The sequence below is a fragment of the Pontibacter silvestris genome (assembly GCF_020907275.1).
Classification (GTDB): domain Bacteria; phylum Bacteroidota; class Bacteroidia; order Cytophagales; family Hymenobacteraceae; genus Pontibacter; species Pontibacter silvestris.
The window spans coordinates 1-16,443 of sequence record NZ_JAJJWI010000003.1 but is presented as its reverse complement, the minus strand read 5'-3'; the positions used below and the strand labels follow the sequence as shown (position 1 = coordinate 16,443).

Here is a 16,443-nt window from a genome sequence, read left to right as displayed (position 1 = left end):
TGTAAAGCTGTAATAGTTTACCTGTTATGTCTATATTTGGTAACCTAAAACTAATCTACTAACTTAATTCAGAATCAATGAAGAAGAGGTTCTTAACCATTGCAGCTTGCCTGGCCTTGGGTGTAGCAGGCAATGTAGTGGCGCAGGAGACGTTTCCGCGTAATGGGGTGTATGATGAACGCCCGGGGCTTGTAGCTCTCACCAACGCTACTATACACACCGATTACAAAACCACTGTCAGCAATGCAACGCTCCTAATCAGAAATGGTCAGGTTGAGGCTGTAGGTACGAAAGTAAAAGTACCTGCCGGTGCTGTGGTGGTTGATGCCAAAGGCAAGCATATTTATCCGGGTTTGGTGGATATGTACTCTGACTACGGTTTGCCGGAAGTTAAAATAGAAAAACGCGGCTGGGGATCTCCTCCTCAAATGGAGTCTGAGAAAAAAGGAGCCTATAACTGGAACCAGGCCATCCGCCCGGAAACAAATGCAAGTGAGTTATTTACTGTAAATGGCAAGGAGGCTGAAGAACTACGCAAGCTGGGCTTTGGAGCAGTGCTGGCAGTGCATGAAGATGGTATTGCCCGTGGAACAGCTGCCCTTGTAACACTTGCTGATAAGCGCGAGAACGAAGTGGTTATCATGGATAAAGCTGCTGCTGCGTTGTCTTTCGATAAAGGCTCCTCCAAGCAGGACTATCCTAATTCTCCTATGGGTGCGGTAGCATTGCTGCGCCAGACTTACCTGGATGCACAGTGGAATGCCCAGAACCCAGGCAAAGAGCAGAACATATCGCTGGAAGCCTTCAACAATACTAATAAGTATCCTCAGATATTTGAGGCAGAAAACAAATTATATGTACTTCGGGCTGATAAAGTAGGCGATGAATTCGGCAAGCAGTACATCATTAAGGGTGCTGGTGATGAGTATCAGATGCTTAAAGAAGTAAAGGCGACAAATGCTCCACTCATTCTTACGGTTAGTTACCCTAATGCTTATAATGTAGAAGATCCTTTTGATGCACGTAGAGTGTCGATGCAGGATATGAAGCATTGGGAAATGGCGCCAGCAAATGCCGCTATGCTACAAAAGGCTGGTGTTACCTTTGCCTTTACTGCAGCAGATCTGAAGGATAAAAAAGATTTTTTCCCTAATGTACGCAAAGCTATACAGTACGGACTACCGGAAGAAGAAGCCCTAAAGGCGTTAACAGCTACTCCTGCTAAACTTCTGTATGCTGAAGATAAAGTAGGTACTCTTAAAGCAGGTGCTTTGGCAAACTTCCTGATCACGACAGATAATCTGTTTGCAGAGGATAATATAATTTTGGAAAACTGGGTGCAGGGTAATCGTTATAAGGTTAGCGAAGCGCCAACCGATTACAGAGGAGTTTATACCTTAAAAGTTGGCCGGCAACCAGCTAAAAAGCTTCTGATTTCTGGTACAGCAAGTAAACCAGAATTACAGGTGATAGGCGCGGATACCGTTAAAGGAAAAGTTGCTTTCAATGGTAATCTGGTAACGCTTTCTTTTAACAAGGATAAGAAAAGTAATGAGGCTATTCGTTTGAGTGGCTGGCTTTCAGGCAAAGACTTACAAGGCGAAGGACAATTGCCGGATGCCTCTGCTGTAAAATGGAATGCGGTTTTTTCTGAGGCTATGACCCAGCAAGCTAAAAACGATGCTGCAAAAGCTGCTAAAACAGTAGATGTTGGCCAGATGATTTATCCTTTTGTTGCCTACGGCCAGACAGAGCTACCTAAGCAGGAAACAGTATTAATCAAGAATGCCACTGTCTGGACAAATGAGAAAGAAGGCATACTAGAAAATGCAGACGTGCTTCTGAAAAATGGTAAAATAGCCAAAGTAGGAAAAGGGCTAAGCGAGTCTGGGGCTAAAGTTATAGATGGTACTGGTAAGCACGTAACTGCAGGTATTATTGATGAGCACTCTCACATTGCAATTGAAGCCTGGAACGAAGCTACTCAGTCTGTAACATCAGAGGTAAGAATGGCTGATGTTGTTACTTCTGAAGACATCAACATTTATCGTCAGTTGGCCGGAGGTGTTACAGCTTCTCAATTGTTGCACGGTTCAGCTAACCCTATCGGCGGCCAGTCTGCCATTATTAAACTGCGTTGGGGAAAGAGCCCGGATGAGTTATTGATTGAAGGGGCAGACCCATACATTAAGTTTGCTCTGGGTGAAAACGTTAAGCAGTCTAACCGTTCTAATGCAACTATTCGTTTCCCACAATCCAGAATGGGAGTGGAACAGGTTTATGTAGATGCCTTCACACGTGCCAAAGAATACGATCAGGCTTGGAAGAGCTACAATAGCTTGTCTAAAGCGAAGAAAGCTAAAACGTCTGCTCCTCGCCGTGATCTTGAACTGGAGACATTGGCTCAGATTCTTAACGGGGAACGCTTTATCACTTGCCACTCTTACGTGCAGTCAGAGATTAATATGATGATGAAAGTAGCTGACCAAATGGGTTTTAAAGTTAACACCTTTACACACATTCTGGAAGGTTATAAAGTAGCAGACAAGATGCGTGAGCGTAACATTGGCGCGGGTACCTTCTCAGACTGGTGGGCTTATAAAATGGAAGTGAAAGATGCTATTCCATACAATGCCGGTATCATGAACCAGGTGGGTATTGTAACTGCCATTAACTCTGATGACGCTGAAATGGCTCGTCGCCTGAACCAGGAAGCTGCCAAGAGTGTGAAATATACCGGCATGAGCGAAGAAGAAGCACTGAAAATGGTAACGCTTAATCCTGCCAAATTACTGCACCTCGACAACCGTATGGGAAGTATTAAAGCTGGTAAAGACGCAGATGTAGTACTCTGGAATAACCATCCGCTCTCGGTATATGCCAAAGCAGAAAAGACTTTTGTCGACGGTATTGCCTATTTTGACATAAAGCGTGATGAGCAGATGCGTACCGAGATGGAAAAAGAGCGTATGCGCCTTACTCAGAAAATGCTTAGCGCTAAAGCAAATGGTGCCAGAACACAGGCTGCTGTAAGTAAGCGTGAAAGCAAAAGAGCAAGCGAAGACCATTGTGTAGAAGCAGAATATAATGCTGAAGAACAGTATCTGGCTAACTAATTAACACTTTCAGAATCATGAAGAACAGAACAAAAAAATATATATCTGCATTTGTAGCTTTAATGTTAAGCGTGCCTGTGTTTGCGCAGGTACCTGCTCCGGCTCAGAAACAAAGCAAACCTATACTGCTGAAGGGAGCTACGCTGCATATCGGTAATGGTACAGTGGTAGAGAATGCCGCAGTAGGTTTTGATAATGGTAAGATTACGTATGCTGGTCCACAAAATGGTGCCGCTAGTTTAGCTGAGTACGAGGTGGTAGACGTAACCGGGCAGCATATTTATCCTGGCCTAATTCATTCAAACTCTACACTTGGACTAACAGAAATCAATAGTGTACGAGCCACCATAGATGTGCGTGAAGTCGGAGAATTTAATCCTAATGTTCGCTCTGTAGTAGCTTTTAATACTGACTCAGACATAATACCGACTATACGGGCAAATGGTGTTCTAATGACACAGGTAACTCCAGTTGGTGGTACTATTTCGGGGACTTCCTCTATCGTACAGTTAGATGCCTGGAACTGGGAAGATGCTGTTGTGAAAGCTGATGAAGGTATACACCTGAACTGGCCGAATATGCTCATCGAAACTGGCAGCGAAAGTCCAGATGCCAGCTTATCCAGAATGAAAGAAGCCCGCAAAAAGACTTTAGATGAACTGTCGTTGTTGATGCGTGATGCTGCAGTTTATAATAGCAGCAAGCATGACAAAGAAAACCTAAAGTTGGCTGCTCTAACTGGTCTTTTTGATGGTTCTAAGAAGTTGTACATTCATGCTAACTATGGCAAAGAAATTATTGAGAGTATAAACTTTGCGAAAGAGTATGGTGTGAAGAATGTCGTGATTGTCGGCGGCGGTGATGCACTGGCTGTTGCTGACTTTCTGAAGGTGAACAATATTCCGGTTATCTATTCTGGCGTACATGCTCTGCCTACCCGTGACGAGGAAGACGTTGATGCGCCTTACAAAACGCCTTATTTGCTACATAAAGCTGGATTAACCTTTGCGTTAGACTATGACCTGAGCATACACGGTATTCGTAATCTGCCTTTTATTGCAGGTACTGCCGCTGCTTATGGCTTGGATAAAGAGCAGGCATTGGCTTCTGTATCATTAAACGCAGCAAAAATTTTGGGTGTTGATAAGCAGTTAGGTTCTGTAGAGGTTGGTAAAGATGCTACTGTTGTTGTTTCTTCTGGTGACCTGCTGGACATGCGTACAAACAATGTAACGCTTGCTTTTATACAAGGCCGCCAGATCGACCTGAATAACAAGCAAAAATACTTATACGAGAAGTTTGACAACAAGTACAAGAAGCAGAAAGAGGCTGATGTACAAGCGGCTCCAACTACCATGAAAAACTAGTATTTACATTTGCTGTAAACTTCAAGGGAGCTGCCGGATTTCCGGCAGCTCCCTTTGTTTTTGTGCTGTCTTGATTTAATGAACAGACTTGTTATTTATGAGAAATGCCGGTTAGAAATTGTAAAAACAACATAATATCGGTTGTAGCTAAAACTGATTCTTAGCTACTTGTTTGACTGTATAAACCTTTTGTTATTTGTTTAGCTACAGTTTTAAAATGGAAAATGTAAAAAAGCAATTTGATGAAGTTTCTAAGAAGTACGATAGCCAGCGCCAATACCTTATTCCCTGCTACCAGGATTTTTACACAGCCTGCTATCCTTTAGTCAGAAAACTGTCAGGCGCCAAACGCTTACTGGATATAGGAGCAGGAACAGGTTTGTTTTCATACTTTATTTACCAGATCAATCCAAACCTGCATTATACGCTAGTAGACCTTTCTCCTGAAATGCTGCGTGTAGCAAAAGAGCGATTCAATGGCCTGGATAACTTTCAGTATGAGGAACTTGACTTTTCCGCCAGCAATTTACCCGGGAAGTATGATATTATTATATCTGCGCTGGCTATTCATCATCTTGAAGATAAAGAGAAAGAACAGCTTTACTATGCAGTTTACGAGGCTTTAAACCCAGGTGGGGTATTTATTAATGCAGATCAGGTACTGGGTAGAACACTTGGCTTTGACCATTACTATAGAACCAACTGGAGAGAAACAGTACTCGTGTCTGGTTTAGAGGAGGATGCTATACAAAAAGCTTTTGAACGGGTAAAACTTGATAAATTCGCAACGCTGGAAAGTCAGCTTCAAATACTTGAAGACGCAGGTTTTACAGATGTAGATTGCATCTATAAGAACCTTAATTTTGTCGTTTTTGGAGGAAGTAAAGGACTATTAAGTTATTAGCTATTACCTTAAAAAGCAAGCACTGAAACAGTATATTTCTGTTTCAGTGCTTGCTTTTTAAGGGGTTATCATGTTATGAGATTCTGCTATCAGCACATTTTCGAATAGCTCAGTTTCTGGCCATTCTTCCTTTAAAAGTATTTTTGCTTTAATTGTATTGTTGAGTTCGTCTGCAATAAGGTAGGGAGAGTTGTTGTCTCTGGTGTTTGCCAGAACTATAAAATTAAATTCATCATTAAGACGGGTTATAATAGCCGTAGTACCAGGCAAAGAGCCATAGTGGCTCCAGGTGCCATATTCAAAATAAGTGTTTTCAAACAAGCCACTGGCAATAAGGTCAGGTTTGCTGCTGTTTCTGTCAATTAAAGTTATAAAACGTGCCATGTCAGTGGCTGTGGCTATCCAGCCGCCATGTGAGTCCATGCGAGCCATGTTATAAGAGTAAGGCGAATACTCCTTTTGGTAATATTTTACTTCATTTAGTGCCTGTTGTTGCTCCGTGTCTCCTGCAATTTGCATATCATAAATACCGGCAGGTAGTAAGATATCTTCTTTTACGAATCCGGCATAAGTTTTACCGGATACTTTTTCTATGATCCTTCCAAGTATGCAGTATCCCAGGTTAGAATAATAATACGTGGAGCCAGGTACATATTCTAAAGCCCGATGGAGTACCTGATTTGTTATAATTTGCTGTGCCGTTAAGGAATAGCTGCCAAACATGGGGTCATCGGGAGTGTTAGTCCACCCTGACTTATGAGCTATAAGGTCTGCTACAGTTATTAAATCGATTTTTGAATCAGCAGGCGGAGCCGGATATTCGTTTTGCAGGATGCCATCCGGTCCGAACACATTATCTGATAAAGATATTTTGCGATCTTGTACTAGTTTTAAAATAGCGATACTTGTAACAGGTTTCGAAAGGCTGGCTATTCTAAATAGGCTTTTGTTGCTGGCTAACTCACCTGTTCTCTTATTGGCGTATCCATAAGCTTTAGAAAAAACAAGTTTATCGTTTTTAGTGATGGCCACTGATAAGGCAGGGATGTTATAGCGCTGCATGATAGTACTCAATGCCTCATCCATTTCTACAAAAGCTGAGTTTAGCTCTAATCGATAACTTATTGCTTGTCCATCTTCTGAAATGACTTTATAGACAATATCGTAAGAGCAGTTGTTAGTAGTAAAACGGCTGATTTGCTCTGTACTGCCAATATAAACCTTTGAATTTTCAGATCTGGTCTTAAAAGAGGCCACTAGTCTCTCTTTAGATATGTCTGGAGGAATTGTTGCTATTATCCTGCTGTCAGAAATAGCCGCAGAAATATCTGCAGATAGGTCTTTGTTATCCGCTTTCAGAAAGCTGAATGAAACTAAACCTTCTTCTAAAGAAGCTTGGGGGTTTACGAGTGCCTCGCCGTCGGCTTGGCATCCCAGTAAGAAAAACAGAAGCAAAGCTATACAAAGCTTTCCTGCACCTATCATAAACAAAGAGTATAATAATGACAAAGCTGGGCACCATTAAAAAGAATGTATCCTCTTTAGAATGGCATGTTTTTCATAGAATAAGAGAGAGATGCGCAACAACAGTATCTGTAGTAATTACTTCTACATATTTGGATGCTAATTAATACTATTTTTAAATATTAAACAAAATAAAAATTTTAAATTAATTGTATTTATTTAATAATATAGGCTGTTTATTGCTTTATTATAGGATTATTATTGCATGATAAAGTTTGTTTTTATTAAAAATTTTTATAATTATTTCTATAATATTTAATATCTATTTTAAAAGTAGGGCTTTTAAAATTTCGCTTTTTTGGTAGGATTTTGTTGGTGTTAAGAAAGGTAAATTGTTGGTGTATAATTAATTAAGTGTGGCTTTCTTATAGAAGAGGGCTGTAAAGCAGATATGATGAGAAATTATAGGACTTAAACATTATCGGTGCCTTGCTGGAAGATTTAAAATTTATTGCCATGCATCACATAAGACGTAAAAAAAGCCTCTTCGCTGATGAAGAGGCTTTGAAGCTCTAATTAAATGATAGTTCAGGTCCTTTGCAGGCTTCGGCAACTGGAGCCACTGAAAGTAGTGCTACTATGCCCAGTGCGGCGGTAAGTTTCTTCATAGATTGGAAGGCAAAAAATAATGCTGCCAATATATGCAATTGTTGCAATACGTTTAAGAAAAATAGATGAACAGTTTAAACTAATCGACGAGCTTTTAGCTGTAAAAGATACAAGCAGACAGCACTTAGAGATATAACAAAGCCCAGTATTAATGGTAGAAACACATAAAAAAGCCGACCGGCAATATTGCCGGTCGGCTTTTTTATGTATACTTTACTAAAGCTCTAATTAGTACGGTTTACCAGGATGTGATTTGTCCTGAGCTTCTTTCACGGCTTCTTCACCGGAAGTGTTACCCAAAGGTCCGTCTGTACCGGCTTCCTGTTTCATTTTCATCATTTTTTCACTTGCCATCTTTATTCCTTCCGCTACTCTGCGTCCATAATCTTCATCGGCTTGAGTGAAATATTCCACCATCTTGTCCTGAATGCGTTTATCGCAAGATGCCAGATCGTTAGATAAGTTGGAAATCAACTCGTCGCGCTCCCAATCTTCAAAGCCACGATAAGTTTCACCTGCTTGCTTAAATGGGTTAGTCCTGTCTATAGGTTGCTTTACCAGTTTAGCATCGTAACGGGGTGCATATTCTTTTTCCCGTTTCGGTGCTTCTTTTAAACCGCCTAAAACCGAAGGTTCATAGTTTACGTGTTTATTCTGGCCTGGAGCGAAATCTGTTCCAAAAGACATTGCGCCGCCACGTTGGTTAGTATAGACCTGTTTCTTCGGTGCATTGATCGGTAACTGCAGGTAATTGGCTCCCACTCGGTAACGCTGTGTATCTGAGTAAGAGAAAGTACGACCTTGCAGCATTTTGTCGTCTGAAAACTCAAGTCCGTCTACCAGTACGCCTGTTCCAAAAGCAGCAAGTTCTACTTCGTTAAAGTAATCTTCAGGGTTTTTATTTAGGGTCATTTTACCAACCGGATACCAAGGGAACTGTTCTTTTGGCCAGATTTTAGTATCATCCAGTGGGTCAAAATCTAACTCAGGGTGTTCATCATCGCTGATGATCTGCACGTTCAGCTCCCACTCAGGATAATCTCCCCGCTCTATAGCTTCATACAGATCTTGTGTAGCGTGGTTAAAGTTTTTGCTCTGTACTTCTTGTGCCTCCTTCGTTGTCAGGTTACGAATTCCCTGCTTTGGCTCCCAATGGTATTTTACTAATACGGCTTCATCATCTGCGTTCACCCACTTGTAAGTGTTTACCCCGGAACCTTGCATCTGGCGGTAGTTTGCCGGAATGCCCCAAGGTGAATACAGGAACGTTACCATGTGTGTTGCCTCCGGAGTGCCCGAAAAGAAGTCAAATATTCTTTCAGCACTTTGTATATTGGTGATCGGGTCTGGCTTCTGGGAGTGGATTAAGTCAGGGAATTTCATAGCATCCCTGATAAAGAATATTTTCAGGTTGTTACCTACTAAATCCCAGTTACCATCTTCAGTGTAAAACTTAACTGCGAAACCACGTGGGTCACGGAGTGTTTCTGGTGAGCCAGACGGATGGCCTACTGTAGAAAAGCGCACAAACACAGGTGTCTGTTTTCCTTTTTCCTGGAACAACTTTGCTCGGGTATATTTGGCAATAGGCTCATCACCAACTTTACCATAAGCTTCAAAAACTCCATGAGCACCGGCTCCTCTAGCATGTACCACGCGTTCCGGAACGCGTTCGCGGTCAAAGTGGGATATTTTTTCTATGAAGTGGTAATTCTCCATGGTGGCAGGCCCACGGTTACCCACTGTCCGTATGTTCTGGTTGTCTCGTACGGGATGGCCCTGGCGTGTCGTAAGGGTATTATCACCTTCTTTTTTTGAACCGTTGCCATTCATTGATGACTGCTGCCCATTTTTTTCGTTTTCTATCATGATGAACTTCGTTATTGTTAGTAAGGATATAGTGGCTTTATAGTTTTACTGCATAATAAGCCTAAATGGTTATAGATTGTTTCTATGATCTATAGATATCACCTATATCTTAAATCATAAATATATAGGTGTTTACAAAAGAACTGAGTATGCTGCTGCTTAGATTATCCCTAGAATGGTTTACGGTATAGTGCAGAAAACAGGTTAGGTGCAGGTCTAATGACTACTATGTATATATATTTTAGAATTTAGCCTAACACTCAAAGCTAAGCATCGTTAAAAGGTAAAGTTATGAACATAAAAAACATCTTTAACTATGGAAAGAGACGATAGATTCTTCGAAAACAGAAACCGCAATAGATATAACGACAATAATGAGAATGATGATAACAACAGCACCAGAAACCTGTCTACTTACTCAAGTCGTTATAGCGGACGTGGTAATTACTACGGTATGCCAGACACAAACCATGAATACAGAAACGTAACAAGCTCAGAAAGAGCTGACTTTGGAAATAACACCTCTGGCCCGGTAGGCGGCTATGGTGCAAGCAGCTACCGTGGTAACTTTGATGAACGAAATGGTAACGACAGAAACCGTTCTCATAGAAATGAGGGTGATCGTGACCGCGATAATTATAACTTTGGTTCCAGGTCTTCTTCTTACGGAAGTGGCAGAGGCAGCGACCTTAACGAGCGCTACCGGTATGGAGATCCAAACCCTTACATGGGCAACCAACGCAACCGTGGTGGGTATGAGCAAAGCAGAGGTACTGGTTGGGGCCAGAATGGCAATGGTTCAGACAGACGTAATTTAACTGATAACTCCGGTGATGATGACAGATATCGTTACAGGCACCAGGATAACAGCTATAACACTGGTGGCCAGGGTAGAAGATACAGCGATTTTGGACGTGATGAAAGTAACTTTAGCTATAACCACGGTGAAGTAAATATGCATGATGACCGCGGAGAGCATAAGCGTAGCCGCAGTCAGAATAACTACGATCCGAATGACAGCTTTGGAAACCGAGGCACCAGCCGTATAGATCAGAATTACCAGCAAAACGACCGTGGTCGCAACAGGGGAGACAACTATGCTACAGGCATGTACAGTTCTAACAGAGCTTACTTAGCCGATCATGGCCAGGATAGAGATGAAAACTTGTTTGATAATACTGATGACAACTATCCTAGCCGCAGCAATAGCACTAACCGTAGATCAGGCCCAGACTATTCTTCTGATTCACCATTAAGTAACTATAAAAGAGGTGAATACAGAGGATAGTAAATCCTTTATAAAAAAATAAGGAAAGCCCATGACTAAACATCATGGGCTTTCCTTATTTACACGCTGTAATGTTTTTTATACCAGATAACATGCTGTTGCGTACATATCAGCACAAATAATCATGTAAAAGATCAAATGAAAAATATCAACCAAATAGCACTTTTAGGTTTATTGTTGCTTTCTGTTTTCTCGTGTACCATCAAGAACAAGAATACCTCTGCAGAGGTGAATACTTTAGTTGATTCCTATTGGATGTTGCGGTCATTGGAGGGACAGAATATTCCTGAAACTGTTGACACTCGAACGGCTTATATTCGATTTGAAGAAAGAGACGACGAAGTAAAAGGCTACACCGGATGCAACAGACTCTCAGGTAAGTATGAATATAGTGAAGCAGTGTCGCCAACTGATGAGTCTCTTCAGATGCTGCGAATGACGGGTCTTAGCTCCACCAGAATGATGTGCACCAACATGAACCAGGAAAATAAGCTGATGGATATACTGAAGCGGGTAGATGCTTACAGGATATCAGATAACGTGCTTACACTTTATCAGGGCGATGAAGCCGTAGCAACCTTTATGACAGGAACATTTCGCAGCATTGATAATGAGGTAAACGATGAAGTGCACTAAGCTATAAGCCAAGGTGGGTCAATTTATGGGTAAAAGAATAGCTTAAAGCAGGTGCTTATTTTTCTGCTGTCTTTAGAAGAAGCTCATTAAACTTTTCCAGAAGCGTGATGTACTTGCGCTGCAGGGTAACAAGCTCAGATTCGCTCTCTTTTAAAGCGTTAGGGTTATTTTCTTTCTGGGGTGTTGTGCCGCCGTCAAAAGGTAAAAGAAGATTTCCGGTAGTGTTTTGTGCCTGAGGGTTTACATCTTTCTTTACATTCTTACTCAGATTCGGGAAGTCTTGTGAAAAATCATAATGAATAACTTCACCCAGGCGAAGAATAAAACTATAGGGTATATTGGCCTCCTTAAACTTATTATAAAGTGTTTTGCGGCTAACGCCTAGCTTTTCGGCTACAACGCCTATGGCCACCCCACTTGATTTTATGGCTTCCCGTATAACTTCTCCTTTATGTGTATTATTCTTCATTTTGTTGAATACCTCCTTTGTGCTTGTGTAATATAACTGCAAGTATACAAAGATAGGTAATAACTATGTATGAAGTGTGTATGTTTATTTTTTTACACGTTTTTGAGGATCTGCTTGTGTGAAAAAGCCCTGACATTAAGCCTTAGTTAAAGGGCAGAACATTAGGGCTTTTTAAGAGAAAAGTTATACTATCGTGCTGTTTCAAAAAAATCTCCTGGGTTCCAGCTAGGTCTCTCCGGGTTCTGTGCCACTTGGTATCCAATCAGGAAGTTGAGCTGCACATAGGTTTTACCGGCATCAAAATCAAAAGTGCCGTCAATGCTATCCTGTGGCTTATGGTAATACTTCTCGCGCCACACCTGTACCTGCTCATTCAGGTTATTTTTTCCGTCAGGTGTTTTGTTACCATATTTAATGTGTAAAGCAGGAATGCCCTGCGATACAAAGCTGTACTGGTCACTTCGTACAAAGCGGTTTTGTTCAGGTTCCGGATCTTCCTCTACGTCTAGGCCCAGGTAACTGGCAGCGTTGGCTACTGGCTTATCGAGGGTGGAATGTTCTGCACCCAGGGCTACCACTGAAAGTAGCGGCGCAATAATAGTTGGCATGTCTGTATTGATGTTAGCAACTATGTTTTGCTTAGGAACTGTAGGATATTTTGCAAAGTAAGAGGAGCCTAAAAGGCCCATTTCTTCTCCTGTCACCATCGCTATTAGTACTGTGCGCTTCGGCTTTGCATCTATTCTGGAATATATTCTGGCAATCTCCAACAGACTGGCTACACCAGAGGCATTGTCGTGCGCGCCATTGTAAATAGAGTCTCCGTTAACTGGTGCGCCTATGCCTACGTGGTCCAGGTGTGCACTGTGTATTACAAACTCATTTTTCAGGAGCGGGTCTGAACCGGTTATTTTTCCAATGACGTTATAGCTGTTAATGTCTTCATGAGAAGAACTGTAGCTTGCACGGATAGTTGTGTTTAGAGGGGCAGATACCGGAGTGGCATTTTTTAGAGATGTTAGCGAAGTGTTAAAGTCCAGGCCAGCTTTTGCCAAAAAGTTGGTAAGCGTCTCGCCGCTGATAAAGGAGAAAAGTTTCACATCGTCGGAAACATAATACCGCGAAACGGCAATTCCTCCGTCAGGCCCCAGAACGCTGTTAACCCCTCTGCTGATGTTTGGAACACCTGCCGTAGGGTTGGTGAAAGCCATTACAACGCCCACGGCTCCATGGTTTGCAGCTGTTTGTAGAATGTTACCTATATCCATGCTGGAGGCAGCTACTGTGGAGGTAAAGCTATCCGGTGCTCCCCGCATAACAACAACCACTTTTCCTGTAGCATCTATTCCTGCGTAATCATCATAACCTATTTCCGGAGCACTAATGCCAAAACCAGCAAATACCAGCGGAGCTTCTAAAGTAGTTTGCTTTTCAACAGCATTAGGGAAAATGACGAAGTCTTTTCCATGTATTAGTTCTGACTTATTGCCCAAGCTGTCTCTGCTGATGAACGTTGCATCGTTTCCGGTTACTGCTTTACGAATTGTTACATCTTGCAGATAGCTGCCGTTTTCACCAGCTGGCTCTATACCCATTGACTTAAATTTATCAATTACATAATCTGCAGCCATTTTATAGCCTTCAGTACCAGGCATACGGCCTAACAGCCGGTCATCTGCCAGGTACTCAATATGACCTTTGATATCTTTTGGTTTTACTTTCTTCAAGGATTTAGCGACTTCTTTGCTGACATCCAGCGATTGAGAGAAAGCACTCGCTGAAAACAAAAGACAGTATAAGCTGGTTAATATTATTCTGTTTGATATCATGAATAACTGGTAGTGTAGTTTAGCCTCTAAAGATAATCATTATCACCACAGCACAGGAAATTTAGATGCATGAAGCCAAACAATGGCATCTCTGAGTAAACAACTTTGAATAGTTATTCGTCCTTTAAAGATTTATAATAAAAGCTTGTAAATATAACTATATATGGTTGCTAACTATCAGTAGTTTCGTAGTTGTAAGGTAAACTTGCATTCTATTTAACTGCTCTGATCTTTTTATACGATATTTGCGTTTTCATTCTTTTCTAAAGAAAGATGACATATTCAGTTTTTCCAAAGAATAAACATTCTGGCCATGCTAACACGTGCTTTAGATACAAATATACCTAAGGGAGTTCACCGCTTAGCCGTTGGTAGCTTCTTCTTTCTGCAAGGCTTGTCCTTTGCCAGCTGGGGCTCGCGTATACCTACTGTTCAACAAAAGCTTGGCTTATCAGAGGCTGAGTTGGGAGGAGTACTCTTTTCTCTTCCGGTGGGCTTAATGGTGTCGCTACCTATTGCCGGATGGTTAATAGCTAAAGTCGGAAGCCGTAAAGTAGTTATATCTGCTCTGCTTGTGTATGCTGTTACACTGGTAACTATAGGCTTCTCGCAAAACACTTTACAGCTAATGGCTTGCTTATTTGTTTTTGGGCTTGCTGGTAATATGGTAAATATTTCAGTTAATACTCAAGCAGTAGGGGTAGAGACATTATATAGCAAGTCTATCATGGCTTCCTTTCATGGCTTATGGAGCCTTGCCGGTTTTATAGGTGCTGCTATCGGAACCATGATGATTGGCAATGAGGTAATGCCATCTCAGCACTTTCTTCTGATAATGGGCATTACCATAGTAGGTGTGCTGATAGGATCGCGTTATGTGTTGCGCGAAGATATAAGTACAGGCGAGGATACGCCTATTTTTGCCAAACCTGATAAATCTTTGCTGCTATTGGGTTTGGTTGCTTTCTGCGCTATGATTTGTGAGGGCGCTATGTTTGACTGGAGTGGCGTGTACTTTAAAAATGTGCTACAGGTGGATAAGAGTTTAATTGGCGCCGGCTACACAGCTTTTATGTTTACCATGGCGTCAGGCCGCTTTGTAGCTGACTGGTTTACGAGCCGCTTTGGTCTGAAAAGTATCTTACAGTTAAGTGGCGTGTTGATAGCCGTAGGCTTACTTATTTCTGTTGTTTTTCCACACCTGTTTACTGCTATTACCGGCTTTTTACTGGTTGGTGCAGGTGTATCGTCGGTGGTGCCTTTAATATATAGTGCAGCCGGAAAATCAAAAGTTATGTCTCCGGGCTCCGCTTTAGCTGCTGTTTCCTCAATCAGCTTTTTAGGATTTCTACTGGGCCCTCCGGTTATTGGTTTGGTGGCAGGTGCAACTAGCCTGAGAGTGTCGTTTACTATTATTGCTTTCATGGGGTTTTGCATTACCATACTAGCTTCTAAATCAAAGTCACTTGAGTCTTAATGTTAAAATGCTTTGCAAAGTAAAGGCTCTTATCTGTTAGAGATAAGAGCCTTTACTTTGCATGATATAACTATTATGCTAAACCTTTATTGTGTTGCTTTGCGCTTACATTAGATAAAAGCCTTCTGGGGCTAATGGTTCGGGCACATTAGGGCGATGTAAGATCTGCTTAATATTTATTTCAATGGTTCTGGCAATGGCTGTTACTGCTGTATCAGTTGGTTTGTTCTTGAATGGATCCTGCATATGTTTGGCAGTTTTTTCAATCAGGAAGAATGTAGAGGCAATCAGTGTCAGGATAGGAATCTCAAACCAGCCTACTGTTTCAACTAAAGCCAGGGACAAAATTATAAGGAACAGATAAATGAAGAAGTGAATAAAGATGCGATATGTGACCGGAAATACCGTGCTGTTAATCCTTTCTACCTTCCCCATAGAGTCGCAGAGGCGTGTAATGGTGCTGTTAATTTGTACCTGCTGAAAGGAGTTTATTGCTTCTGTCTCATAAAGCTCCTTAAGGTCGTCCATTTGCAACATTAAGAGTGCAAATGGCTTGTTATTTTGTGTTCTTATAAAGTCGACATTTTCAGGGCTAAGGTTGTTTTCGACATCAGCTGTAATAGGGTTGTTGCCTCTAAGCGATTGGCCCAGGCAGTAGCACCAGGCTATTTGCCTATGTGCCATTCTTTGTAAAATAGAAGCCGAATTTCCCTGCAGATCATGCTCATTATTTATAAATCCTTTCAGTTGTATAATAAGTGAGCGTGAATCGTTTACAATAGCACCCCACACTTTTCTGGCTTCCCACCAGCGGTCATAAGCCTGGTTTACATTGAAAGCAAGTAATAATGATATAGATGTACCCAGAACTGTAGGTAACTGAAATGGTATCTGGGGCAAATAGCTTGAAAAAAAGATCAGGATGATGTGGAATGTAATAGAGAATATTAGTACTCTGATTAAGTCCAGTTTGATTTTTCTGAAGATATATCTAAAAGGTATTGAAGTTTCTATTAACATTGTTTGTGTATGCTATCAGGTTGATAAATAGTGGTTTTATAAATATTATCTCACATAAAGAACCGATAATGGCTAAGTGTTTTTCGCTAACTACGGTAGCTTATAAATACTGTTAAATGCTTGCTGCATAAAGCTTTACTTTCAGGGCCTTTATCATCATATTGGTTATTAGAGCTATTTACAATAGTTAATATTATGTCACCAGCTTGAAGATACTTTAGTGTTATTAAAATGATATTAAAACAGCTTTTTTTTCGGTGTTTGGATTTAAGATTGAGTAATGTGGCAGCGTATGTTTTATTACATAATTTGGTACTTCTATAAGAGTAATGATA

At 41.3% G+C, this 16,443-nt stretch carries 12 protein-coding genes; 6 read left to right on the top strand and 6 right to left on the bottom strand.

Annotation, left to right across the window (positions count from 1 at the left end; translation table 11 throughout):
- Positions 1 to 77: 77 nt before the first annotated feature.
- The 3 genes from LN995_RS03280 (at position 78) to LN995_RS03270 (ending at position 5,387) form a co-directional block, all read left to right on the top strand.
- Positions 78 to 3,116 carry an amidohydrolase family protein gene (locus tag LN995_RS03280; RefSeq protein WP_229958337.1) on the top strand — a complete coding sequence of 1,013 codons (3,039 nt, stop codon included), beginning with the start codon at positions 78 to 80 and terminating at the stop codon, positions 3,114 to 3,116.
- Positions 3,117 to 3,133: 17 nt separating this feature from the next.
- Entirely contained in the window at positions 3,134 to 4,483 is a 1,350-nt protein-coding gene (locus LN995_RS03275) for an amidohydrolase family protein (RefSeq protein WP_229958336.1), read from the top strand.
- A 217-nt stretch (positions 4,484 to 4,700) separates the two neighbouring features.
- On the top strand, positions 4,701 to 5,387 hold the full coding sequence (locus LN995_RS03270) for a class I SAM-dependent methyltransferase (RefSeq protein WP_229958335.1): 687 nt from the start codon (positions 4,701 to 4,703) through the stop codon (positions 5,385 to 5,387).
- A 57-nt stretch (positions 5,388 to 5,444) separates the two neighbouring features.
- Here LN995_RS03270 and LN995_RS03265 read toward each other — a convergent pair whose 3' ends face one another.
- Together LN995_RS03265 and LN995_RS03260 are read right to left on the bottom strand one after the other, a co-directional pair.
- Positions 5,445 to 6,842, bottom strand: a complete 1,398-nt coding sequence (locus LN995_RS03265; RefSeq protein WP_229958334.1) for a serine hydrolase domain-containing protein — start codon at positions 6,840 to 6,842, stop codon at positions 5,445 to 5,447.
- A 906-nt stretch (positions 6,843 to 7,748) separates the two neighbouring features.
- Positions 7,749 to 9,353: a catalase gene (locus LN995_RS03260; RefSeq protein WP_229958779.1), complete on the bottom strand. Its 1,605-nt coding sequence runs from the start codon at positions 9,351 to 9,353 to the stop codon at positions 7,749 to 7,751.
- A 352-nt stretch (positions 9,354 to 9,705) separates the two neighbouring features.
- Here LN995_RS03260 and LN995_RS03255 point away from each other — a divergent pair, with 352 nt between their 5' ends.
- Complete coding sequence (locus LN995_RS03255) at positions 9,706 to 10,677, top strand: hypothetical protein (protein WP_229958333.1); 972 nt, start codon at positions 9,706 to 9,708, stop codon at positions 10,675 to 10,677.
- A 138-nt stretch (positions 10,678 to 10,815) separates the two neighbouring features.
- Positions 10,816 to 11,313 (top strand): META domain-containing protein, encoded by a 498-nt coding sequence (locus tag LN995_RS03250; RefSeq protein ID WP_229958331.1) that lies wholly within the window; start codon positions 10,816 to 10,818, stop codon positions 11,311 to 11,313.
- A gap of 55 nt (positions 11,314 to 11,368) precedes the next feature.
- Here the strand turns inward: LN995_RS03250 and LN995_RS03245 are convergent, their stop codons facing one another.
- Both LN995_RS03245 and LN995_RS03240 read right to left on the bottom strand, forming a co-directional pair.
- Positions 11,369 to 11,782, bottom strand: coding sequence for a helix-turn-helix domain-containing protein (locus tag LN995_RS03245; protein ID WP_229958329.1), 414 nt, complete (start codon positions 11,780 to 11,782; stop codon positions 11,369 to 11,371).
- A 188-nt stretch (positions 11,783 to 11,970) separates the two neighbouring features.
- Entirely contained in the window at positions 11,971 to 13,569 is a 1,599-nt protein-coding gene (locus tag LN995_RS03240; protein ID WP_229958327.1) for a M28 family peptidase, read from the bottom strand.
- A gap of 355 nt (positions 13,570 to 13,924) precedes the next feature.
- On the opposite strand from LN995_RS03240, the gene LN995_RS03235 reads away from it, so the two are divergent.
- Positions 13,925 to 15,088 carry an MFS transporter gene (locus tag LN995_RS03235; protein WP_229958325.1) on the top strand — a complete coding sequence of 388 codons (1,164 nt, stop codon included), beginning with the start codon at positions 13,925 to 13,927 and terminating at the stop codon, positions 15,086 to 15,088.
- Between the two features lie 105 nt (positions 15,089 to 15,193).
- Here the strand turns inward: LN995_RS03235 and LN995_RS03230 are convergent, their stop codons facing one another.
- Positions 15,194 to 16,108, bottom strand: a complete 915-nt coding sequence (locus tag LN995_RS03230; protein WP_262910398.1) for a bestrophin family protein — start codon at positions 16,106 to 16,108, stop codon at positions 15,194 to 15,196.
- 86 nt (positions 16,109 to 16,194) lie between these two features.
- Positions 16,195 to 16,443, bottom strand: a 249-nt coding sequence (locus LN995_RS03225) for a hypothetical protein (RefSeq protein ID WP_229958321.1), incomplete at its 5' end; no start/stop codon positions are given.